The sequence below is a fragment of the Streptomyces sp. NRRL F-5123 genome (assembly GCF_000721495.1).
Taxonomy (GTDB): Bacteria; Actinomycetota; Actinomycetes; order Streptomycetales; family Streptomycetaceae; genus Actinacidiphila.
In genome coordinates, this window is record NZ_JOHY01000015.1 from 50,096 (window position 1) to 68,907 (window position 18,812).

Genomic DNA, 18,812 nt, shown 5'->3' on the forward strand with positions numbered 1-18,812 from the left:
TGACGGCGGACGCTTGACGTAGGCAGTACTCGACCGGACAGGGGGCTCGTTTGTGACAACCCCGGAGCGCTTCCCGGCGTGGAGTGCGTCACAACATCTGGACACAATGTGTGGACACCGACCCGGGTATCGTGGCAAGGATCGTTCCGGCAACCGTTGAGGGGGGCGTTCCGTCCCCGGATTCCCGAAGGAGCCACGTCTCATGATCGCCAGCCCGCTTCCGGACATGGTCGGCCGGCTGCGTGAGTGCGCGGCGCTCGACGACCTGCTGGCCGGCCTGCGCGACGGCGGGTCCCGCGTGCTGGTGGTCCGTGGCGAGGCCGGCATCGGGAAGTCGGTTCTTCTGGAGCACGTGGCCGCGCGGGCCTCCGGCGTGAAGGTGACCTGGGCGCACGGCATCGAGGCCGACATGGAGCTGCCCTACGCGAGCCTGCACCAGCTGTGTGCGCCGTTCCTGGACGAGCTCGACGAGCTGCCGGAGCCGCAGCGCGACGCCCTCCGCGTGGCGTTCGGGATGGCGGCCGGAGACCCGCCCGACCGCTTCCTGGTCGGCCTGGCCGTGCTCACCCTGCTCACCAGGGCCTCGGAGACCCGGCCGGTGCTCGTTCTGGTCGACGACGCGCAGTGGCTGGACCAGGTGTCCTTGCAGACCCTGGAGTTCGTGGCCCGACGACTGCTCGCAGAGGCGGTCGCGATCACGTTCGCGGTGCGCGACCCCGAGGGGCAGGCCGCACTCACCGGTCTGCCGGCGTTGCACATCGGCGGTCTCGACGCCGTCTCGGCCGGAGAGCTCCTCGAGGCCGCCGTCGGAGGGAAGCTGGAGAAGCGGGTCCGCGACCGGTTCGTGGCCGAGATGCACGGCAACCCCCTGGCGCTGCTCGAATTCTCCCGCGGTCGCAGCGCCGCCGAACTGGCCTACGGCCTGGACTCGTCGAGTCACCGGGGCGTCCAGGGGCCGGTGGCGAGCCGTGTCGAACGGGACTTCGCCAGCCGGCTCGGGTCGCTGCCGGCGGCGACCCGCACGCTGCTGCTGATCGCCGCGGCGGAACCGGTCGGTGACGCACGCCTTCTGGTCCGCGCGGCCTCCCTCCTGGAGATCACTCCCTATGCCGCACCGGCCAAGGCGGCCGGTCTGATCGAGTTCGGTGAATCCGTTCGGTTCCGGCACCCGCTGGTCCGCTCGGCGGTCTACCACGGAGCCGAGCCCGAGGAGCGCCGAGCTGCGCACCGGGCGCTGGCAGAGGCCACGGACCCGGTGCTGGACCCCGACCGGCGCGCGTGGCACGCCGCCCAGGCCGCCGACGGGCCGGACGAGGAGGTGGCCGCGGGGCTGGAGCAGGCCGCCGACCGTGCGCGGCAGCGCGGCGGCATCGCGGCTGAGGCGGTCCTGCTGGAACGCGCGGCCGAGGTGACGCCGGACCGGTGGCCGCGCGGGCGCCGAGCGCTCGCGGCTGCCGAGGCGCACTTCTCGGCCGCCGCGCCGGACCGGGCCACGGAGCTCGCGACGGTGGCCGAACTGTGTCCCCTGAGCGCGCTGGACCGCGCCCGTCTGGCCCGGCTGCGGGCCAGGATCCTCTTCGCCCGCAGCCGCAGCGACGAGGCGGCACCTCTGCTCCTGGACGCCGCCGCGCAGTTCACCGCTGCCGGATCGCCACTGGCCCGGGAGACCTATCTGGAGGCGATCAGCGCGACCATCTTCGCGGGCCGGGTCCACGGTCCCACGGGTGCCCGCGCCGCCGCGATTGCGGCCCGCGCCTCGGGAGCGCCCCCCTCGGACTCCAGGGCCGCCGACCTGCTCCTGGACGGTGTGGCCGCGCTCCTCGCGGACGGCTACGAGACCGGTGTCCCGGACCTGCGCGGCGCGCTGGACCTGCTCGCACACGAGGAGCTCGGCACCCGGGAGTCCACCATGCGCTGGCTCCTGCTGGTGCCGGTCGCCCTGGAGGCGTTCATCCATTACGCCTGGGACCTGCACGCGTGGGACACGCTGGCGAGCCGCGCGGTGCGCCTGGCCCGTGACGTCGGAGCGCTCGGCGCGCTGCCGCCGGCCCTCGTCTACGCGGGCGGAGTGCACATCCACTACGGCGACTTCGCCGAGGCGGCCAGGATGATCGACGAAGCCGACGCACTCGCCGACGCGACCGGCCATGCCCCCCACAAGTACGCGACGCTGGTCCTCGCCGCGTGGCGCGGCGAGGCGGACGTCGCCGCCGGAATCATCGAGGAGGCCAGACAACGGGCCGATCAGCGGGGCGAGGTGTCCCTGCTGGGCGCCATGGGCTACATCCAGGGTGTGCTGTTCAACGGCCTGGCACGCTATGAGGAGGCGCTGGAGGCCGCTCGCACGGGCATCGAGCACGACGGGTTCAACTTCACCGGCCTGTCGCTGGTCGAACACGTCGAGGCCGCCGTCCGGTGCGGTGAACTCGCCCAGGCCCGCACCTCGCTGGCCAGGCTCCTCGAACTCACCCGGGCCACCGACTCCGGTTGGGCCCGTGGCGCCGGCGCCCGCAGCCAGGCCCTCCTGGCCGAGGGCGACGAGGCCGACCTCCTCTACCGGACCGCGATCGAGGAGTTCGGCCGCGGCGGTGTGACCGTGGAAGTGGCACGCACCCACCTGCTGTACGGCGAGTGGCTGCGCCGCGGCCAGCGCCGCGCGCTGGCCCGCAACCACCTGCGCACCGCGCACGAGATGTTCGACGGGATGCGGGCGCACGCGTTCGCCGAGCGGGCCCGCCGCGAACTGCTCGCCACCGGCGAGCACGTCAGGGCGCGGGAGATCAAGCCGGCCGGCGCCCTCACCCCCCAGGAGTCGCAGGTCGCCGCACTCGCGGCTGACGGCATGACGAACGCGAGGATCGGCGCGGAGCTGTTCATCAGCCCGCACACCGTGGAGTGGCACCTGCGGAAGGTCTACACGAAACTCGGGATCACCTCGCGTCGCGCGCTGCAGGCGGCGCTGGCGAGCACCTCGGTCATGGACACCAGGGACGAGGACAGGGCGCGAGCCGGCTGAGGGCCGTCGCGGGACCACGGACCCCCGGGGGTCCCCACGGACTCGACCACGGACATCAAGGGCGCGGCGAGCGGTGGCGCGGACGGAGGGTGGAACCGTCGCCCCTCATGGGGCGCCCGTCCACGAAGAGGAGTCCCGATGTCCGCGCCCAGCCTCACGACGACGCCTGCCGCACCCCCGTTCGCCCGGCCGGACGAGGACGACCTGCACCTCGCTCTCGACATCTTCCTGGCCCAGCGGACACGACTGTTCCGCATCGCCTACCGGATTCTGGGCGACGCCCCCGGAGCCGAGGACGTGATGCAGGAGGTGTGGCTGCGCTGGCAGCTCACCGACCGCGCGACGATCAAGAATCCGGCCGCGTTCCTGACCACGGCCACGACCCGTCTGGCGATCAACGTCGTCCAGTCGGGGCGGCACCGCCACGAAACGCCGGCCGACCCGCAGGCGGCCGACCTCGGAGACCCGTCCACCCAGGATCCCGTGCTGGACGTGGAGCGGGCCGCAGCGGTCGACTCGGCCCTGGCCCTGCTCATGGCGCGGCTGACGCCGGATCGCCTGGCCGCCTACGTGCTGCGCAAAGGCTTCGACTACACCTATGCGGATCTCGCGGAGTTGCTCCGGATCAGCGCCCCGCACGCGCGGGTGGTGGTACACCGCGCGCAGGCACGCCTCGACTGCGACCGCGAACGGCCGGTCACCGCTGAGGCGCACCGTCGCCTCGCCACCGCTTTCAGGACCGCGGCCAGCACCGGGGACCTGGACGGCCTCGTGCGACTTCTCGTCTCCGAGGGCCGTATGCACCGCCTGCGGTCCCACCGGTCATCTGCCCCCGCTCACCTGCCCGCACAGCACGCGGCGTGAGAGCAGGCGACGAGTCGGGCCACCCTCGTGGCGTTGCCGGACATTCGTGGGCGGAAAGCCTGTCACCGCCGGTGTCACAGATCGGGTACCTGTTCGGTCAATCAGCATTGTGCGGGTCTGATCGCCGCACCTTTGCGAGCGCCGTGGGTCAGCGAATGCTGACCTGATCCCGGGCAGCTCGGGCCATGGAAGGGATATCGGACGATGAAACCTGACGCGGAGCTTCCCGCACCTCACCACGGACTCCTCCTCACATATTTCCTGACGGTGCGCGATGTCGCCGTGGCCCGCCGTTTTTACGCCGACGTATTCGGCGGCGAGGTCGTGCGGGAAGAGAATCCGGCCATGGTCAAGGTCGCCAACAGCTGGATCATCATGAACCCGGGAGGCGGGCCGACCCCCGACAAACCGGGGGTCGTTCTGGAGGCGCCCCTGCCCGGTGATCGTGTTTCCGGCTTTCTCAATGTGCGTGTGGCCGACATCGCCGCTTTCCACTCGCATGCCGTCGCGAAAGGGGCCGAGTTCCTCACCGAGCCCATCGACCGTGGAGCCGAGCTGCGTTGCTACCTCCGGGACCCTGACGGCTACCTCATCGAGGTGGGCCAGTCCACCGGACTGCTCGTGGGGATCCCCGCGGAGACGCCTGCGGGCCGGTCGTGAGGAACACGGCCCACGGCATGGAAGAGAGCCGCTGATGGCAACACTCAAACTCACCCTGCTCGGAGCGGTACGCGAACTCGAAGCCGTGGAACTGCCCGACGTCGCCTCCGCCCACGGCCTCCGCCCGCTGCGCCGATTCGCTTTGGAGCTGCACGTTCCCGACGGGCGGCACAGGGAACTGGACGCCGAACTGCGGGCGGCCGCATCGCCTGAGGGGAAGCCGCTCCGGGGCGCCGACGCGGTGTGGCGTGTCTCCGGGGGCTGGACCACAACCGCGCGCGGCCGCAGGTCCGGGATCCACGTCTACAGGATCGAGGTCCAGGAGGCCGAGGACCTGCAAGCCCCAGAAGAATCCGGTCCGGCCGTGGAGACGGCGGAGATGAGCACCGGCGCGCGGGCAACGGTCCCTCAGATGGTGCTGGCTCCCCTGACGAGTGCCGCGATCTTCCTGGTCGTCACGGTCGACACCGGTGGGGAGGGCGCGGTGCGCGACCTGCTGGCGGACATCGGCTCACTGGAACGGGCCGTGGGGTTCCGCGGCCGGCCCGACGGCGGGTTGAGCTGTGTCACCGGCATCGGTTCCGACGCATGGGACCGGCTGTTCGCGGGACCGCGTCCGGCCCGGCTGCATCCCTTCCGGGAGGTGAACGGTCCGGTCCACCGCGCCGTCGCCACGCCTGGCGACCTGCTGTTCCACCTGCGCGCCTCCCGGCTGGACCTGTGCTTCGCGCTCGCCGCAGAGATCATGAATCGGCTGCGCAGAGCGGTCACGGTCCAGGACGAAGTGCAAGGCTTCAAGTACTTCGACGAACGCGACCTGCTCGGCTTCGTCGACGGCACGGAGAATCCGACGGGCCCCACGGCGCATGCGGCGGTGCTCGTCGGCGGGGAGGACCCCGCTTTTGCGGGCGGGAGTTATGTCGTGGTGCAGAAGTACCTGCACGATCTCGACGCATGGGAAGCCCTGCCCGTCGAAGCCCAGGAGAAGGTGATCGGCCGGCGGAAGCTGTCCGACGTGGAACTGGCGGACGACGTCAAACCGGCGAACTCACACGTGGCTCTCACCTCGATCACCGATCCGGACGGAAGAGAGCGCGAGATCCTCCGGGACAACATGCCGTTCGGATCCGTGGGCAGCGGGGAGTTCGGTACGTACTTCATCGGCTACGCGCGCAGCCCCGAGGTCACGGAGACGATGCTGGAGCGTATGTTCCTGGGCACGGAGGACGCCGGTCACGACCGTATTCTCGACTTCTCCGCTCCCGTCACCGGCTCCCTGTTCTTCATTCCCTCCGCGGACTTCCTGGACGACCTGCCGCAGCCGCCGGACGGCGGAGTCTCCGCCGCTGTGGCAACCGGAAGACGCGGCTGACCACGCTCGCGGAGCGTTCATCCGCACTGATCCCTCACCACCCACGTTTCCTTTCCCTTCGGGCACCCACCCGTGGCACCGCGAAGGGCGAGTCATCCCGCCAGTTCTGCTGGTAGTTCGAGGAGTACATGTGACCAGCACAGCGCAGGCACACGATTCAGGAGCTGCAGCGGCGAATCCCGGGCATCTCGGGCATGTCATCTTCATCGCGGCGGCCGCTGCGATGGGTGGCTTCCTCTTCGGCTACGACAGCTCCGTCATCAACGGCGCCGTCGAGGCCGTCCGGGACCGCTACGACGTCGGTTCGGCCGTTCTGGCCCAGGTCATCGCCATCGCGCTGATCGGCTGTGCCATCGGTGCCGCCACCGCCGGCCGGATCGCCGACCGGATCGGCCGTATCCGCTGCATGCAGATCGCAGCGGCCCTGTTCACCGTCAGCGCGGTCGGTTCGGCCCTGCCCTTCGCGCTGTGGGACCTCGCGATGTGGCGGGTCATCGGCGGGTTTGCCATCGGCATGGCCTCGGTGATCGGTCCCGCCTACATCGCCGAGGTCTCCCCGCCCGCGTACCGCGGCCGGCTCGGAGCCTTCCAGCAGGCGGCGATCGTCATCGGTATAGCCGTGTCACAACTCGTCAACTGGGGTCTTCTGCACGCCGCCGGCGGCGATCAGCGCGGCAAGTTGATGGGTGTGGAAGCGTGGCAGGTCATGCTCGGCGTCATGGTGATCCCGGCCGTCGCCTACGGCCTGTTGTCCCTCGCGATCCCCGAGTCCCCGCGGTTCCTGATCTCCGTCGGCCGTCACGACCGGGCCCGCGTGATCCTCGACGAGATCGAGGGCGGCAGGGCCGACGTCGACGCCCGCGTCACCGAGATCGAGAACGCGATGAAGGGCGAGCACCGGTCCACGTTCCGGGACCTGCACGGCGGCACCTTCCTCCTCAAACCGATCGTGTGGATCGGTGTCGGCCTGTCGGTCTTCCAGCAGTTCGTCGGCATCAACGTCGCGTTCTACTACTCCTCGACCCTGTGGCAGTCGGTCGGCGTCGACCCGACGGACTCGTTCTTCTACTCCTTCACCACGTCGGTGATCAACATCATCGGCACCGTGATCGCGATGATCTTCGTGGACCGCATCGGCCGCAAACCGCTCGCCCTCATCGGCTCCGTCGGCATGGTGATCGGTCTCGCCCTGGAGGCCTGGGCCTTCTCCCACGACCTCGTCGACGGCAAGCTGCCGGCCGGGCAGGGCTGGGTCGCCCTGGTCGCCGCGCACCTCTTCGTCCTGTTCTTCGCCCTGTCCTGGGGCGTGGTCGTGTGGGTCATGCTGGGCGAGATGTTCCCGAACCGGATCCGTGCGGCCGCTCTCGGCGTGGGCGCCTCCGCGCAGTGGATCGCCAACTGGGCCATCACCGCGAGCTTTCCGTCGCTGTCCGACTGGAACCTCTCGGCGACCTACGTGATCTACACGGTCTTCGCGGCGCTCTCCATCCCGTTCGTCCTGAAGTTCGTCGAGGAGACGAAGGGAAAGTCCCTGGAGGAGATGGGCTGACCGCCCCCACCGGACTCGAGGAGCAGGCCACATACCCCGCTGCCGCTCCTCGAGCGTGCTGCCTCCGTCCAGTGCGCGCACCGGACGGAGGCAGCCGCGTCCCGCCTTCCTGCCGTCGGCGAGCCCGATCCCGTCGACCGCCGGTCGGGGCAGTGGTCGAGGAGGCTGCGCCGGAGCCGGCGCTGGTTGTTGCTGTGGGGCCTGTCAGCCAGGAGGTGCGGGCGCATCGTCACCGCTGTCCGGCCGGCTCCCGCAGCGCCCGCACGGGGCCTGACCGGTGCAAGCGGGGGGTCTGGCGCCTTCCGGGTCCAACCACCCCGAGCCGGCGACGTACCAACCCAGCTGGAAGCGGCTCGAGACGCCGACCTGCTCCATGATCCGGTGCAGTCGTCTCTGGACGGTTCGGTGGCTGAGGCGAAGCTGGCGGGCGATGGCGGAGTCGGTAAGACCGACGTGCAGGAGGGCGATGATCTTCCGATCGATCGCGTTGAGATCGCCCAACTCGAGAGCGTCATCGGCCGCGACCTGGCCCAGACCGGCCGGGTGGAGCCGCCAGCCATTGGCGAAGCACTGCTCGAACAGGGAGATCAGGGCGGTGAGCAGGCCGCTGCGGTGGACCACCAGGGCGACGGGCTCGCCCGCGTCGTCGAGATCCGGGTCGACGGGGATCAGCCCGATGTCGTCGTCGACGATGAGGAGTTTGGTGGGAACCGTGTCGGCGACGGAGATGTCCTGCCCTTCGGCGACCACCTCCGCCAGGGAGCGTGCGAACGCCGCGTCCTCGAGCCAGGCGCGTTGCACCACGGTCCGCAGCCTGACGCCCCGGCGCATCATGTCACGCTCGGCCTCATCCAGGTTGTCCTGGTAGTTGATCACGGCCACCGGCATGGCCGGCATCATCGTTCGCACGCTGCTTCGGGCTTCGCGCTGCATCGTCACGAGCCAGCGCCGTATCGCGACGGCTCCGGACAGCACCTCGACCGGAGCGTCGGAGCGTGCCAGGCGATGGCGGTCGGCGAGGTCGGCCACAAGAAGCTCGACGCCGTGGAGAGCGGAGCGCTGCGACTCCAGCAGTGGCCCGAGCGCCAGGGTTGGCGGAGTGGCGCGATACCGCGTCCCCTCCGAGTGGTGCTGCGCGCTGGCCAGTCCTCGGTCGACCAGCGCCGCCAGTGTGCCGGCGACGTCCCGGCCCTCGCCTGCCAGTGGCGGCAGCGCGGCCGGATCGCTGTCGGGGCGGTCAACGAGGAGGAGGTAGAGCGCGGCCTGATCGGCATCCAGGCCGAGCCGGGACAGCAGCGAGGACTCCACCGGATCCGGTTGCCGGACACCCTCAGCCACCGGATCCACTCCCTCTCTCTGCCTGCTCGCAGGCTCATCGTATGCGGCCGGCAGGAGTGCCCGACGCTCGCCAGGGGCCGGTCCACGGCCCGTCGCATTTACGTCAGGTCGTAAATGCGCTCCGGGATCTTCTTGTTGAGCGAGGCCCCATCGGTGAGAACTGGGGGGCGGCGAACGACGTGTTCGCCGTCGATCCGGGCGGCAGGCGCGCGGTCGGCCGTCATCACGCTCTCCAGGAGTCACCTTGCAAACCCCGCGTCTGTTGCGACGACCAGCCAGAAGAAGAACCTCGGCTCCCCGGGCCCTTGTCGCCTGCGCCGTGATCGCGGTCCTGGGCGGTGCGGCCCTTCCCCGCGCCGCGGCTGCCACGCCGTCGGATACGACCACGGAGAATGTCAAGCCCGCCGTCGAGCAGGTCTGCGACCAGCCCCAGCCCGGCCAATTCGGGTGCTTCGCGTTGCGTCGCGCCGACCCCGTCGCGACCAGGTCGCTCGAGCCCGACGCAACCGCACCGTCCGGTTGGGGCGCGCAGGACCTGCAAGGCGCGTACGGTCTGCCGAGCGACGGTGGGGCGGGCAGGACCATCGCGATCGTGGACGCCTACGACGACCCGACCGCCGAGTTCGACCTGGCCCGCTACCGGGCCCAATTCGGCCTGCCGGCCTGCTCCACCGCCAACGGATGCTTTCGCATGGTCGACCAGCGGGGCGGCAGCGAATGGCCCGCCACCGACGAGGGCTGGTCCGGCGAGATCTCCCTCGACCTCGACATGGTCTCCGCGGCCGCGCCCGCGGCCCACATCCTGCTGGTCGAGGCGGACAGCCCCGACTTCGAGGACATGGCCGCCGCGGTCGACGAGGCCGTCGCGCTGGGCGCCCAGTACGTCTCCAACTCCTACGGCAGCGGCTACAGCAGCACCCCCGGCAGCGGCGAGGACCCCGCCGAGACCACCGAGATGGACGCCCACTACAACCACCCGGGCGTCGCGATGATCGCCTCCTCGGGCGACAGCGCCTACGGCGTCAGCTACCCGGCCGCGTCACAGTACGTCACCGCCGTCGGCGGCACCTCGCTGAAGAAGGACGCCTCGACCGGGCGGGGCTGGTCGGAGTCGGTGTGGCACAGCAGCTCCGGGGGCCCGGGATCCGGGTGCTCGGCCTACGAGCCCAAGCCCGCCTTCCAGGGCGACACCGGCTGCGACCAGCGCACGGTCGCGGATGTCTCCGCGGTCGCCGACCCGGCGACGGGTGTCGCCGTCTTCCAGAGCTTCGGCGGCAACGGCTGGGAGGTCTACGGCGGCACCAGCGCCTCCTCCCCGATCATCGCGGGCGTCTACGCGGACGCCGGCGCCCCCGCCGCGGGCACGTACCCCAACTCGTACCCGTACCTGAACCCGTCGTCCCTCAACGACGTGACCAGCGGTTCGAACGGCACCTGCACGCCGAGCTACCTGTGCACGGCCGGGCCGGGCTACGACGGGCCCACGGGGCTGGGTACCCCCAACGGTCTGGCCGCTTTCCGCACCGGACCGCACGGCCAGATCACGGGCACGGTCACCGATGCGGCCGGCGCCGCGGTCGCCGGGGCCGGCATCGCGGCGGGCGACTACCGGGCCACCACCCGGGCCGACGGCCATTACTCCCTGACGCTGGCTCCGGGCACGTACGACCTGACCGTCTCCGCCTTCGGCTACGCCGACAGGACGGCGACCGGAGTCGTGGTCGGCGAGGACGGGTCGGTCACCGAGAACTTCGCGCTCGACGCGGTGGCCCGGCAGACCGTCGCGGGCAAGGTGACCGACGGGTCGGGCCACGGCTGGCCGCTGTACGCCAGGATCACGGTCGACGGCACGCCCGCCCAGCCGGTCTTCACCGACCCCTTCACCGGCAGTTACGCGGTCGACCTTCCCCAGGGGAAGAGCTACACGCTGAAGATCGACGCTCAGTACCCCGGCTACCGTGAGGTGACCGAGCACGTCACGGTCGCCGGCACGGCCCAGACGGTGAACGCCGCAGTTCCGGTGGACATCGACTCGGGCACCGCGAAGGGCTACGACTTCCGGCACACCGGTCCCACCGAGCCGTTCGACTCCACCACCTCGGCGCCGGACGGCTGGAGCGTGGTCAACGCCGACGGCACCGCGGGCAGCTGGGACTTCTCCGACCCCCACCGCCGGGGCAACCACACGGGCGGCACCGGGGCGTTCGCCATCGTCGACAGCGACTTCTACGGCTACAACAAGCACCAGGACAGCTCGCTGGTCACCCCGGTGTACGACTTCAGCGGCGACCTCGCACCGGAGATCGCCTTCGACACCGACTACAAGGCCCACGCCGACCAGACCGCGAGCGTGGACATCACCACCGACGGCGGTGCCACCTGGAAGAAGGTGTGGGCGCCCACCGCCCCCCTGACCGGACCGGCTCACGTGCAGATTCCGCTCACGGACTACGCCGGCGACCCGGCCGTGCAGCTGCGCTTCCACTTCACCGGCACCTGGGGCTGGTGGTGGCAGGTCGACGACGTCCACGTCGGCGACCGGCTGCCGGTCCCGGCGACCGGTGGCCTGGTGGCCGGCACCGTCACCGACGGCAACACCGGCAACGGCGTCGTCGGAGCGACGGTCACGAACACCGACGCCACCGGGCAGTCCGCGGTGACCGCGGCCACGCCGGACGACCCGGGGCTCGGCGACGGCTTCTACTGGATGTTCTCCGACACCGTCGGCAAGCACGCTTTCACGGCTGAGAAGGGCAGGTACACCACCCGTAGCAAGACCGTGCAGGTAGCGGCCGACAGCGCCACGGAGGTCGGTTACGCCCTCGACGCGGGCCGGCTGAGCTTCACGCCGGGCGGCGTCGACCAGACCCTGGCCTGGGGCGCCGCCGGCACCACGAAGGTGAAGGTCGAGAACACCGGGAAGGCGCCTGCGACGCTCGACCTCGGCGAGGCGAGCGGCGGCTTCACGATGCAGACGGCCAAGGGTGCGCCGCTCCAGCTGGTGAAGGGGCACTACTCGGCGCTGCGCCCCGACCACCTCGCCACCCGCGCGACGGTCGCGCCGGGGGCCGCCGGCGACGCCTGGCAGACGGTCGCGGACCTGCCGGTGCCCCTGATGGACAACGCGGTGGCAGCCGGCGGAGGCGTGATCTACTCGGCCTTCGGCTGGACCGGCAGCACGGAGAGCACCACCCTGTACGCCTACGACACGGTGACGGGATCGTGGTCCGCGCGCGCCCCGTCGGCCGATGGCCGCGAGGCACCGGCCGCCGGCTTCATCGACGGCAAGTTGTACGCCGTCGGCGGCTGGGGCTCCTCCGGCCAGCCGGACACCAAGCTGGAGATCTACGATCCCGTCTCGGACAGGTGGACCACCGGCGCCTCCGCGCCGGTCGCGTACGCCGGCTCGGGCAGCGCGGTCCTGGACGGCAAGCTCTACGTGGTCGGCGGATGCACCATGTCCGCCTGCGGCACCGAGGACGCCTACGTCTACGACCCGTCCGACAACTCGTGGTCGGCGATCGCCTCGTACCCCGAGGCCGTCGCATGGAGCGCCTGCGGCGGGATCGGCGGAACGCTCTACTGCGCCGGTGGCGAGACCAGCTCCGGCACTACGACGCACGGCTACGCCTACAACCCCGACTCCAACAGGTGGTCGCCGATCGCCGACCTGCCGATCGACGTCTGGGGTTCGGCCTACACCACGGCCAACGGCATGCTGCTCACCAGCGGCGGTGTCGTCGACGGCAGCACTGCCATCACCAACCAGGGCTTCGCCTTCGACCCGTCCACCGGAGTGTGGACCGCGCTGCCCAACGCCGACACCCCGCTCTACCGCGGCGGGGGAGCGCCGGGCTTCTACACCGTCGGCGGCAACACGGGCGCCGGTCCTGTGCCGGTGGCGACCGTCCGACTGCTTCCCGGCTACGACCAGGCGTCCGCGGACGTGACCTGGCTGTCCCTCGGGAGCCGGCACGCAGTTCTCGCTCCGGGCGAAAGCACCACCGTAACGGTCGCCCTGGACGCCTCGGCCGCAGGGATCACGCAGCCCGGCGCCTACACGGCGAAGCTGAACGTGACCACCGACACCCCTTACCAGATCCCGGCGATCCCGGTGACCATGACGGTCAACCCCCCGAAGACCTGGGGCAAGTACACCGGTACCGTCCTGGGCACCGACGGCAAGGGCGGAACCGCGCCCCTTGCGGGTGCCACGGTCGAAATCGACAGCTGGGCGTCGAGCTACACGCTCAAAACGCGCAAGGACGGCACGTACGGCTTGTGGCTCGACACCCGCAACAACCCGCTCACCGTGATCGTGGCCAGGGACGGCTACAAGCCGACCACCACCACAGTCAAGATCAAGAAGGGGACGACGACCACCGGCGACTTCACGCTCACCGCGACATCCTGACGCGCCACTGAGCGAACCACGATCTCCCAGTGCGGGCCGGCCCTCGGGCCGGCCCGCACGCGATCGCCCCCGCTCCACCACGCAAGCGATCCGCCGTCCACCCGTCGCTCAGCTCCGGGTGCGGACGTGGAAATGGGTGACACCTTGTGGGGTCATGGGCGCCCAGGGGCCGCGGGGACGAGGTGGTGGGCGACGCTGCGCAACTTTTCGCAGGTTTCCTCGTGTTCGCGCTCGGGATGGGAGTTCCGTACGAGGCCGGCGCCGGCTTGGAGCCAGCATCGGCCGTCCTGCTGGAAGACGCTGCGCAGGACGAGCGCCGCGTCGAGGGCGCCGTGCGCGTCGCACGTCAGCACGGCGCCCGCGTACAGGCCGCGGGGTTCGCCTTCGAGGCTTCGGATGAGGGGGTAGGCGGGGGCTTTGGGGATGCCGGTGGCGGTGACCGCGGGGAAGAGCGCGGTGAACGCTTGCCAGGGGCTGCGGTCCGGCCGCAGCCGTCCGCTGACCGTGGAGGCCAGATGCTGGACGGTGCCCCGTTCCAGGACAGTCATGTAGTCGCTGACCACGGCGTCGTCGCAGACGGCGGCGAGGTCCTGAAGAGCCAGTCTGACGGAGATGGCATGTTCGTGAACCTCCTTGGGGTCGCTGAGCAGGTCGGCACGCAACCGGGCGTCTTCGGTCGCCGTTCCGGTGCGGGCGCGGGTTCCAGCCAGCGGTCGGCTGGTGACCTGTCCGTCGGCGGTGACTTCCGCGACGGTCTCAGGGCTGAATCCGGCGGCCTGAATCCCGCCGAGATCGAGCAGAAAGGAGCGCGCCGGGGTGTTGGCCCGGCGCCCGGCGACAAAGGTGGCGATCAGATCCACCGGCACCGGTATCGGTACCCGCCGGGACAGAATCACCTTCTCCAATGTGCCGCCGCCGACTTCCAACACGGCCGCGGCAACTGCGGCCCGGTAGTTGCCGGTGTCCTCCAGCGGGAACGTGATCCGGCCCGCGGGCGGCGTTGCGGTGCCGGCCGCGCGGACGAGCCGCTTCAACTGCTCCAGCCGCCGCACCGACGTGGAACGCACAAGCACGCTCCCGCCGTCCGTGCGGATCTCGTCCGAAGGCACGATCAGATGCAGCAGGGGATCCTTGTCACCGATGTCGACGCCGGCAAGCGCGGCCCCGAGCTCGAATGCGGCCCAGCCGTACGCCCGCCAGTCGCAGACCGGGACCTGCGCAAGGGCCTCCTCGACCTGGCCGAGGTTCCGTGCCGCCGCGCCGTCCAGTTGTACGGAGGTCAGGGCGCCGCCGGCCAGGGACCACTCGGTGCCGTTCTCGTACACCACGTAAGGGTGGAACAGGCCGCTGCGGGCGAGACGGGCCATCAGCAGCAAAGGCTCCTCGTGCGTTGTCAAGCGTGCTTCCAGGTAGCGGCCGGGTCGGCTCATCGGGTCGTCTCCGTCGTCTCGGCGGGACGCCGGCCTCGCACACTGATCAGTGGATAGGAGTTGACGACGAAGGCGGGGTCCGTCAACGCGTCACGGAAGAGGGCCAGTTCCTTATCGGTGACACCCGCTGCGGTCAGCGCGCCGACGACCTGGTCGGTGTTGTGGCGGTGCAGTGCCATGCCCGTGCCGCCGCCCACCCAGGCCTCGGCACGCGTGGTCGCGGCGAGGTCTGTCAGCCCCGCCCGTCGCATTGCACCGAACACATGGCGCCCCCAGAGGGGATCGGCGCCCGCCTGCTCCAGCAACCCCATCAGGGTCGCGTGTACGCGTTCGAAGAGTGCCGCCGTCTCCTGGTCGGGCGCGGCCAGCACGGGCGTCCAACCACAGTCGAACTCCTCCAACACCAGCCACCCGCCCGGCCGCAGTGCCGACACCAGCCGCCGCAGCACAGCCAGCCGCTGGGGGAGATGGAACAGCACCAGCCGCGCGTGTACGAGGTCGAAGCCGCTGCCGGGCAGCGGATCACGGACGATGTCGTGCCGCTGCAGGTGTACATGAGCCGGGCGGGAACGCGACGCCGCCCAGCGCGGCTCCAGATCGGTGATCACGACCTCACCGTCCGGGCCGACCCGCGCGCCGAGCCAGTCGCCGAGCGAGCCGCTGCCGCCGCCGACTTCCAGGCATCTCCAGCCAGAGGTGACGCCGGTGAGCGCCAGCTGACGGGTGGACACGGGGTCGTAGTGCTCCTCCAGGACGGAGAAGCGGCCAGCCGTCTCGGCGGCGTTGTTGTCGAAGAGGTAGTGGGACACGTTTGCCTCTCACTGGGTACGGGTGGACAGGAGGTGGAGGGAGCCCGGACACGGAGCGCCGTGGTGGCACGGGCCGGTTCGTGCCGGCTCGGGGGCGTGGGCACGTGATCTGCCCGGCGGCCGGGACGGCGACGCCGTGCAGCACACCGCGGCATCGGGCCGCCTCCGCCGGCTCGTGGGCGGGTCGGTGGTCTTCCTGCGGCTGTCAGACGCCGTGGTCGCCGCCTCCCGGGCACTGGACTTCGCTGTTCGAGGACTCCATCAGCCGCGCCACCTTGGGAATGCTCCGGTACGGCCCGAAGGCGGTCCGCAGGCCGGTCAAGGTCTGAAGGGTCAGCGGTGAGCGGACGAGCGGGTGGAGGCGCAGGAAGCCGTGCCAGTGGCGGCAGGCCGCGTCGACGTGGCCGAGTCCCAGGAGGGCATCGGCGAGTTGGGCGTGGGTCAGGGCGCGAGCGCGGACCTGCCCGCGGGGGCGGCTGTCCAGGGAGCGTTCCAACGCCTTCGCCGCGTCCGCGGGGTAACCGAGCGTGAGTAGTACGCGGCCCTGCTGGTAGAGGAGGGCAGCTCGGGAGTAGCTGGTGAAAAGACCTGGAGGGCCCTTCATCCGCTCGTGCTGTTCCTGCGCCAGCCGCAGATCGGAGAGCGCGTCCTCGCTGCGTCCCGCATTCGCGTTGATGACGGCCTGACCACTGGAAAGAAAGCTGCGGACGGCGCCCGAGCCGAGCCCGTCGGCGTTCTGCATTGCGTTGCGGATACGCAGCTCGGCCTGCTCGTTGTGTCCCAGGGCCATGGCCTGTACGGCCATGTGGCGCAGGGCTATCACCCGCGTTTCCTGGTCGCCGGCCGTCTCGGCGAGATCGGCGGAGCAGCTGTAGTACTGCTGGGCCAGGCCCTCGTAACGGCAATCCGCGCTCATGCGTCCCAGCAAGCAGGCCGCCTGGCTCGCGCGCCGCAGGGCGGCCCGGTGTTCCCCAGGGCTGGTGACGAGTCCGGTCAGCAGGGGGCCGATGTCGTCGGCGACGTACGCCGCCAGCATCGTACGGGCGTGCGCACCTCCGTACTGTGCGGAGAGATCTGCGACGGTCTGGATGACGTCCCCTGACGCACGCTCGGCTCGCTGCGGGGGGAGTCCGTTCCAGCCGGTCCGGTAGGAGGCGCGAGGAGCGCCGGCCGGCCGAGGCGACGGTACGGGGACGAGGCGGTAGGGCGCCTGGTGGATCTCCACGCGGCGCACGGCGTCGGCCTCCATCCGGCAGATGCCCAGTAACCGGGTCACTGGATCACGCTCCTGCAGGATCCGGCCCGGGCCGGGCGGCTCGGCGCTCAGGCCGGTGTCCTCCGCGGTGACGAGTCGACGACAGCGTGCGGTGAGCACTTGCGCCACCAATTCCGCGATGTCACGCCGGGGCTGTGACCCGGCGACCCAGTGTGCGACGGACGTCCGGTCGTAACGGGTGGTATGGCCCTGCGCCGCCGCGAGCCGGTTGACCCTGTGGGCCAGGGCGGTGCCGCTCAGTTCCGCTTCGGACAACAGGGCCCGCAGTTTGTCGTTGCGAGGTTTCGGCACGGTGTTTCCCCCGAAGGGTGCGAGCGATGGACGCGGAGTGCACGGCAGGTGCGGGGCCGGTGATGCCGTCGCCGAGAGGCGCCGGACGCCGCTACGGCCACGTGACCTGGCACGCGGTGACGGTGACGCCCGGGCCGACGGCGATGGCCAGTCCGTGCGCCCCGGCCTCGGGCGGCGCCCGGGGGGATTGCTGCGCCGCGGTGGGCGATCCACGCCATTTCCCGCGCGCCGACCCCGGCGTGCCGGGCCTGCGGCAGGTGCTGCACCCACTCGTATTCGCACCCCGTCTCGCGGGACACCAGGACGGGAAACGCGCCGACGGCCCGGACGGCATCCTCCGGTAGATCACCCACCGGGGGCGGTGGGAATCGGGCCATGCCCACCATCCCTTTCCCTGCGTATAAGTCCCTCGGCGCGCCGCGCACCCTTCCATCAAAGCCGCCGCACTCCTCGTGGAACACAGGCGAGCAAAGAAAAGGTGTGAACACGTCGAAAGGTTGTGTACTTGTGAGTCGCCGCAGCCTCCGGCACCGCACCACACAACCGATGGGACGGGGAGCGAGGGGCCTCCGCCTGGACCCGCGCGGCCGCCGCCGGGGGTCGGCTGACCGGTACGGGAACGGGGGTAGCCCACTGGCCCCGAGCCCGTTTGGTGCGACGTGTCGGCGACGGGAATCGCGCGCACGACCCACTGGGGACAACCCGCAGATGATTTCACCGCCCCGGAGCGACAGGGGACAACTACTGGCCCGTGGAAAAAATGTGCACGTGCTGCATCGCACCCCATCCGATAGGACCAATGGCACGGCCGTCGCAGTGGCCGGGCACACCGACGTCGACTACAGTCGGCGACGCCCGGTCACGTCACGGAGGAATCCATGGAAGACCCCTTTGCATTTGAGGTACTCATTTCCTCTTTCGCCGCACTCCGTCCGGGGCCGGGCCGGAGTCGACCCTCGGCGCGAAGGGCCCAGCCACCCGTCCAGGACAGCGGCGCCGTCACCGCGGAAACAAGCCCCCGGAGACAGCTGCCGGGGTTCGTCCGGGGCGGCAGCGGCGAAGTAGTCGTCGAGGGCCGCGTATCGTACGCGCGCCCGGGTTCTCTGACGGAAACGCCGGGCGCGCGGCAGGGCGCGGCCCGGGGTTCACAAGGACGCAAGGGTGCAGGGCGCGGACGCCTTTCTCGGCGTCCGGGGCCCTCCAGGGCCATGTCCCGGGTGTGAACCGGTCACCGACCACCCACCGGCCCGGGCCGCGGCCCTGGGGAACCGGCACGGAAGCGCGCCCTTCAGTCCGCCGGACCACACCCGGTTGCGGCGCGTCGGAGGGGCGGCGTTCGACCGGGGGCTGCTCGTGACGGCCGGCGACGGCTTGCGAGCTACGGCGGAACGCCTGGCCGACGGGCCGGCGGCCGCCATCCCCGCCGACGGCGCGGCGGACCTGCACGAGCGGTACTCGCCGCCCTTCACACAGACCGCCGCGGCGGTCGTCTTCGGCATCCCGGACGAGGACGTCGCGAAGCCGGCCGCGCTGCCGCCCCGGATATTCCAGGCGATCCACCCCAAGAAGACCGCGCGCGGCGTCGCCGATGCCGATGACGCGTCCCGGACACTGTTCGGCTGCATGCGCGACGCGGTCGGGCAGCATCGTGCCGCTGCTGTACGGGAACGCACTGGCGTGGGTCGAGGAAGCTCTGCGCTACCGCAGCCCACACGTCAATGAACCGCGACGAGGCGGTCTTCCGCGAAGCCGACACCATTCGAGCCGTCGCGCGCAGCGGCGCCGCACCACAT

Annotated in this window: 12 protein-coding genes; 7 read left to right on the top strand and 5 right to left on the bottom strand. The window is 70.8% G+C overall.

All coding sequences use genetic code 11. The annotated features are described in order from the left end of the window. The first annotated feature begins 202 nt into the window (after window positions 1–202). From IH54_RS0116505 to IH54_RS0116525, 5 genes are all read left to right on the top strand, one after another. Complete coding sequence (locus IH54_RS0116505) at window positions 203–3,016, top strand: ATP-binding protein (protein ID WP_031517444.1); 2,814 nt, start codon at window positions 203–205, stop codon at window positions 3,014–3,016. Window positions 3,017–3,154: 138 nt separating this feature from the next. Then, window positions 3,155–3,880 (top strand): sigma factor, encoded by a 726-nt coding sequence (locus IH54_RS0116510; protein WP_031517446.1) that lies wholly within the window; start codon window positions 3,155–3,157, stop codon window positions 3,878–3,880. 204 nt (window positions 3,881–4,084) lie between these two features. Beyond that, on the top strand, window positions 4,085–4,540 hold the full coding sequence (locus IH54_RS0116515) for a VOC family protein (protein ID WP_031517448.1): 456 nt from the start codon (window positions 4,085–4,087) through the stop codon (window positions 4,538–4,540). 34 nt (window positions 4,541–4,574) lie between these two features. Further along, a complete protein-coding gene (locus tag IH54_RS0116520) occupies window positions 4,575–5,912 on the top strand; it encodes a Dyp-type peroxidase (RefSeq protein ID WP_420711766.1) in 1,338 nt (445 codons plus the stop codon). Between the two features lie 130 nt (window positions 5,913–6,042). After that, entirely contained in the window at window positions 6,043–7,461 is a 1,419-nt protein-coding gene (locus IH54_RS0116525; RefSeq protein ID WP_031517452.1) for a sugar porter family MFS transporter, read from the top strand. 204 nt (window positions 7,462–7,665) lie between these two features. On the opposite strand, the gene IH54_RS0116530 is transcribed toward IH54_RS0116525, so the two are convergent. Both IH54_RS0116530 and IH54_RS47705 read right to left on the bottom strand, forming a co-directional pair. After that, window positions 7,666–8,799: a helix-turn-helix transcriptional regulator gene (locus IH54_RS0116530; protein ID WP_159011880.1), complete on the bottom strand. Its 1,134-nt coding sequence runs from the start codon at window positions 8,797–8,799 to the stop codon at window positions 7,666–7,668. A gap of 98 nt (window positions 8,800–8,897) precedes the next feature. Next, window positions 8,898–9,023 carry a hypothetical protein gene (locus IH54_RS47705; protein WP_267965196.1) on the bottom strand — a complete coding sequence of 42 codons (126 nt, stop codon included), beginning with the start codon at window positions 9,021–9,023 and terminating at the stop codon, window positions 8,898–8,900. A 98-nt stretch (window positions 9,024–9,121) separates the two neighbouring features. Here IH54_RS47705 and IH54_RS0116540 point away from each other — a divergent pair, with 98 nt between their 5' ends. Next, window positions 9,122–13,213, top strand: a complete 4,092-nt coding sequence (locus IH54_RS0116540; protein WP_031517454.1) for a carboxypeptidase regulatory-like domain-containing protein — start codon at window positions 9,122–9,124, stop codon at window positions 13,211–13,213. Between the two features lie 152 nt (window positions 13,214–13,365). Here the strand turns inward: IH54_RS0116540 and IH54_RS0116545 are convergent, their stop codons facing one another. The 3 genes from IH54_RS0116545 to IH54_RS0116555 form a co-directional block, all read right to left on the bottom strand. Next, on the bottom strand, window positions 13,366–14,643 hold the full coding sequence (locus tag IH54_RS0116545; protein WP_031517456.1) for a salicylate synthase: 1,278 nt from the start codon (window positions 14,641–14,643) through the stop codon (window positions 13,366–13,368). After that, window positions 14,640–15,452, bottom strand: a complete 813-nt coding sequence (locus IH54_RS0116550; protein WP_031517458.1) for a methyltransferase — start codon at window positions 15,450–15,452, stop codon at window positions 14,640–14,642. Before IH54_RS0116550 ends, IH54_RS0116545 begins: the two co-directional genes overlap by 4 nt. A 205-nt stretch (window positions 15,453–15,657) precedes the next feature. Continuing rightward, the gene (locus tag IH54_RS0116555) at window positions 15,658–17,019 is read right to left on the bottom strand and encodes a hypothetical protein (protein ID WP_031517459.1); all 1,362 of its coding nucleotides are present in this window, start codon (window positions 17,017–17,019) and stop codon (window positions 15,658–15,660) included. A gap of 1,353 nt (window positions 17,020–18,372) precedes the next feature. Between IH54_RS0116555 and IH54_RS0116560 the strand changes: the two genes are divergently transcribed. After that, the gene (locus tag IH54_RS0116560; RefSeq protein ID WP_159011882.1) at window positions 18,373–18,741 is read left to right on the top strand and encodes a hypothetical protein; all 369 of its coding nucleotides are present in this window, start codon (window positions 18,373–18,375) and stop codon (window positions 18,739–18,741) included. Window positions 18,742–18,812 lie beyond the last annotated feature (71 nt).

Excerpts from the sequence above, each read along its gene's own strand:
- IH54_RS0116505 (WP_031517444.1), top strand. The coding sequence starts at position 203 with ATGATCGCCAGCCCGCTTCCGGACATGGTCGGCCGGCTGCGTGAGTGC.
- IH54_RS0116510 (WP_031517446.1), top strand. The coding sequence starts at position 3,155 with ATGTCCGCGCCCAGCCTCACGACGACGCCTGCCGCACCCCCGTTCGCC.
- IH54_RS0116545 (WP_031517456.1), bottom strand. The coding sequence starts at position 14,643 with ATGAGCCGACCCGGCCGCTACCTGGAAGCACGCTTGACAACGCACGAG.
- IH54_RS47705 (WP_267965196.1), bottom strand. The coding sequence starts at position 9,023 with ATGACGGCCGACCGCGCGCCTGCCGCCCGGATCGACGGCGAACACGTC.
- IH54_RS0116520 (WP_420711766.1), top strand. The coding sequence starts at position 4,575 with ATGGCAACACTCAAACTCACCCTGCTCGGAGCGGTACGCGAACTCGAA.
- IH54_RS0116515 (WP_031517448.1), top strand. The coding sequence starts at position 4,085 with ATGAAACCTGACGCGGAGCTTCCCGCACCTCACCACGGACTCCTCCTC.